The 4,068-nt window shown below is 68.0% G+C and carries 5 protein-coding genes; all 5 read left to right on the forward strand.

Annotated features, from left to right (window positions below; all coding sequences use genetic code 11):
• The first annotated feature begins 199 nt into the window (after positions 1-199).
• The 5 genes from G6027_RS06070 (at position 200) to G6027_RS06090 (ending at position 3,941) form a co-directional block, all read left to right on the forward strand.
• Positions 200-943, forward strand: coding sequence for a hypothetical protein (locus tag G6027_RS06070; protein WP_182636339.1), 744 nt, complete (start codon positions 200-202; stop codon positions 941-943).
• Between the two features lie 176 nt (positions 944-1,119).
• Positions 1,120-2,625: a cutinase family protein gene (locus G6027_RS06075; protein ID WP_182636341.1), complete on the forward strand. Its 1,506-nt coding sequence runs from the start codon at positions 1,120-1,122 to the stop codon at positions 2,623-2,625.
• A 32-nt stretch (positions 2,626-2,657) separates the two neighbouring features.
• On the forward strand, positions 2,658-3,299 hold the full coding sequence (locus tag G6027_RS06080) for a DUF6668 family protein (protein ID WP_182636343.1): 642 nt from the start codon (positions 2,658-2,660) through the stop codon (positions 3,297-3,299).
• Between the two features lie 41 nt (positions 3,300-3,340).
• Positions 3,341-3,640 carry a hypothetical protein gene (locus tag G6027_RS06085; RefSeq protein WP_017838657.1) on the forward strand — a complete coding sequence of 100 codons (300 nt, stop codon included), beginning with the start codon at positions 3,341-3,343 and terminating at the stop codon, positions 3,638-3,640.
• A gap of 4 nt (positions 3,641-3,644) precedes the next feature.
• On the forward strand, positions 3,645-3,941 hold the full coding sequence (locus G6027_RS06090) for a hypothetical protein (protein WP_017838656.1): 297 nt from the start codon (positions 3,645-3,647) through the stop codon (positions 3,939-3,941).
• Positions 3,942-4,068: the final 127 nt, after the last annotated feature.

The following is a 4,068-nucleotide window of genomic DNA, read 5'->3' on the forward strand; positions in this document are numbered from 1 at the left end:
GGATCCGCGGCCCTGGGCGCCGGCGCCGGCGCGATCGGCGGCAACCCCCACGCCGCGCTGGGCGTGGAGAACGGGATCAACGACTCCATCAACCAGGCCAAGGACGCGGCCGCCGGGTCGATCAACAACCTGAACATCCCGGGCGTCCCGCCGGTCCACTTCAACTGACCGACATCGAGCAAGGGAGAGGGGGCTAGTGGTGAGTGCAGACGACGATCAGCCCGAGTGGTTCTCAGGCGTAGAGCCGTCAAATTCTGCTGACGACCGCGAAGACACCCGTCATCTGGAGGCAGTCCCCACCGGCCCTTCCTCCACTGACGAGCAATGGTTCGACCTACCCGACCCGATCCCGGCTGCCGACCAGACCACGCCAGGCCGGGCCGACAACCGGGGGCGCGTCAGATTGCTGTTCGTAGGCGTCGTCGCGGCAGTGCTGGTGGTAATCGGCGCCGGCGCCTGGATGATGTCCTCCCTCCTGTCGGGTCCGGAGACGTCGGCCTCTCCGACGTTGAAGCTTCCGCCGACTGCGGTGGCAGGCGAGGGCGGGGCGGTGGCCGAGTCGGAGTGTGAGACCTCCGAGTCGGCCACCGCCGTCTCGGGCAACGGCAAAGGCGATCAGAAGTCGGTTGCCGGTGTCGTACTGGCCTTCCAACACGCCTACTACGTCGCGCGAGATGCCGACGAGATGAAGCCGCTGTTGGCGAAGGACTCCCAGATCACCGATCTTGATGCGCTCCAGGAGGGCATCGACTCCGTGGCCCGGGGTACAACGCACTGTCTTCGGGTCGCGGGCGACGGCGACGATGCGGCGTTGGTCGAGCTGACCGAGACCGCACCCGATGGCACAGAAACCACCTACAACCAGCGCGTAAAGACCACTCGCACAGACGGCGAGGTCCAGATCGTGTCGATCGAAGAGCACTCCGAAGGAGCCCGGGAATGAAGTCGAGGAATGCAGCCAGAATCGGCGCCGTGGTCACTGCGTCCTCGTTGGTGGCAGTCATGCAATCCGGGGCGGTTCACGCCCAAAGTACGTCGACCACTACTCCGACCAGGACCACAACCAGCCCGCTGACCTCGACGGTATCCGTACCGTCGTCGGGTGGTGGGACCTCGCAGGTGGAACTTCCCGAGGGCGACGAGTGCCCCTTGGTGCAGCTCGTTGCGGTGAACGGGACGACGGAGTCGTCGAAGAACTCCGAGACCGACGCGGACACCGGTTGGATGGCCCGGGTGGTCAGTCCCACCGTGCGGGCGGCGAACGCTGACGGCGAGACGCGGATGAGCCGCACGTACGTGCCGTATCCGGCGTCGTTCGGCGGGTTTGTTCCGTCGGAGGACCAGTCGAGCTATGCCGAGAGCGTCACGGTCGGGATCGAGAACGGCAAGAGGCTCATCGAGGAGACGATCGAGCGGTGCCCTGAGACCAAGATCTTCGTCTCGGGCTATAGCCAGGGCGCTCAGGTCGCTTCGGCGATTGCTCGAGACATCGGGGCCGGTTCCGGACCGGTCGATCCGGAGCAGTTCGCCGGGGCGGCGCTGATGAGTGATCCCACCCGCGCGCAGGGGGCGCCGGTGTTCCAGGAGGGTTCGACCCGCACCAGTCCGGGAGTGGTCCCGGGAACTGCAGGGACCGCGGTGTCGTCGATCAGCCTCGGGCAGGGGGTGCCGACCCCTGAGGGGCGCGGGATCTCGCCCAACACCTCCGCCCCGGATTTCGGCGCGGTGGCCGATCGTGTCGCGTCGTTCTGCGTCCCGGGGGATCTGGCCTGCGATACCCCGCCGGATTCGGACCTGTTTCAGGTCGTGGCGAACATCGCCGGGCAGAGCGAAACCGGGGGAGATCCGGTGCAGGCACTGATGAACGTGGCTCAGGTGACTGGCCAATCGGTGCTGTTCACTGCGGCAGAGACCATCGCGGAGGACGTGGAGTACTCCGAGGGCAGCGGTTTCACGATCGCACCGGCCAGCCGGGGCAACACGACGCTGTCTCGGATGGCGCGGTATAGCGACCCCACTCAGATTCAGACCCCAACCGATCCGACCGCGATGCTGGTGGAGGCCGGGACCAAGCTCGCCGGCATGGCGCTGGCGGCGTCCATCACCGTGGCCAAGAAGACGCTGACGCCGCAGAACATTGCGCAGATCGCGTTGGCGGGGGCTGCGAATCCAGCAGCCGGAGCGGCGGTGCTGGTCGGCCAGCTCGCAGTGTCCGCGGCGGAGGTCATCACTCCGGCGACGGTGGATTCGGGGCTGCGGCGAGTGGTCGGGGAGATCGAGCACACGGTCACCGACACCACGGGTCTGGTGGAAATGGCCACCGAGACCCAGACCTGGAACGCGATCGACGCTCACGGCATGTACGACCGCACCCCGTTCTCGGCGTCGGGTCAGTCCCCGGCCGCGATCACCCAGCAGTGGGCGATCGCGGCGGCCAACGACATCGCGATCTCGCGGGGCCTCGAGCCGGTGAACCAGCAGCCAGGGTCCTCGTCGACTGGTCTGGATCGCAGGGAGCTAGTTCGATCCGGGGCCGGGGAAGACCAGCTGGCGCAGCTCGCAGCATCTGCGCAGACCGCCGACCGCTCGGCCCTGTCCGAGGCGCTGGCCTCTGTGACTGCGTGAGCCGGGCGGCAGACGAAGTCAAGGAGGCGAGCATGACCAGCGCGCACAAGCTTCCCAGCGACCGGTCGTCAAATTCTGTGCCGGGGTGGTTGGCGGCCCCCACTGAAGGGGACCGGGCCCCGGTGTGGGATTCGCCGGTGCCGCGTCCGGCAGGGCGGGCGCCGGTGATCTGGCTACTGGGCGCTCACGGCGGGGCCGGGGTGTCCACCTTGGAGTCGATGTGGGCACCTGCCGCGGACAGTCGGCGTGGGTGGCCCGCCGCTGATGCCGCGCCTTTCGTGGTCGTCGTCGCTCGGATGCACGCCGCGGGCCTGGACGCCGCGCACCGGTTGTGTCTCCAACACCAGGCCGGGGCGGTCGGCGGATGCTCACTACTGGGCCTTGTGACCGTCGCGGCGACCCCCGACAAACCGGCACTGTCGCTGTCGCGCCGCCGCGAGCTCGTCGCCGCTGCGGCGGGCGCGAGCTGGCACATCGACTGGATTCCCGAACTGCTGACCACCACACCGCCCGAGCTGGCGACGTGGACGCCCAACTACACCGCCCCGGTGGTGAAGCGGTTTGCCCGCCCACCAGCACCCACCGACGCGGTCCCGCCGTCGGTGGCCACCGCCGCTGCTGAGGTCTTCGGCGCCGCCGCCGAGCGGTGGCGCGGCCGCACCACAAAGTCCTGACCCCAAGCTCATCCGCAACACCAGACCACAAGGAGAACTCCATGTTTGTCGAGACGATTCACGCCGCCGCCCCGGTGGCCGAGCACATCATCGCCGTCGGGGAGAACCTGTCCCCACAGGAGATCCCCGGAGCGGGCGTGAAGGTCGACACCGCGCTGTCGTACTTCATGTGGGGCTGCATCGCGATCGGGATCATGGGCGTAATGGCCGCCGGCGCCTACTTCATCATGGCCCGCTCGTCGGGCCGTGGCGACGAGGTCCAGGCCACGGTCGCCCGCATCATCGGTGGCTGCCTGCTCATCATGCTGGCCGGCCCCATCGTCAACGCGCTGGTCTCCTAGAGCCGTGCTCGCCGACGTGGTGACCGTCCTGGCACAGGATCCGGGCGCGGTGCTGCCCCCGACCAGTCCTGTTGGGCCACCGGCCGAGGCGATGACCCGCTTCACCCAGGCAGTCGGCTGGGTGAAGTGGGGCGCCACCGCCGTCCTGGTCGCCGGGGTGATGGCGATCGGCGCGCTGCTGACGATCGACAACCGCCTGATCGACCAGTACGGGCCCTCGATCCAGGCGATCACCATCAAGGTCATCGTCGGGTGTTTGATCGTGGCCTCCGCCGGCCACATCGCCGACGTTTTCATCTAGAAGGAGAGATAGCTGTGCGACGGGTTCTCATCACTGCGGCGATAGCGCTGCTGCTACCCATCTCAGCCTGCTCAACAGATGAGCAGACTGAGGCCCCGGCCGTCGACGTCGCCGCTGCGCCTGCCGA

This window comes from Dietzia sp. SLG310A2-38A2 (genome assembly GCF_014145095.1).
Classification (GTDB): domain Bacteria; phylum Actinomycetota; class Actinomycetes; order Mycobacteriales; family Mycobacteriaceae; genus Dietzia.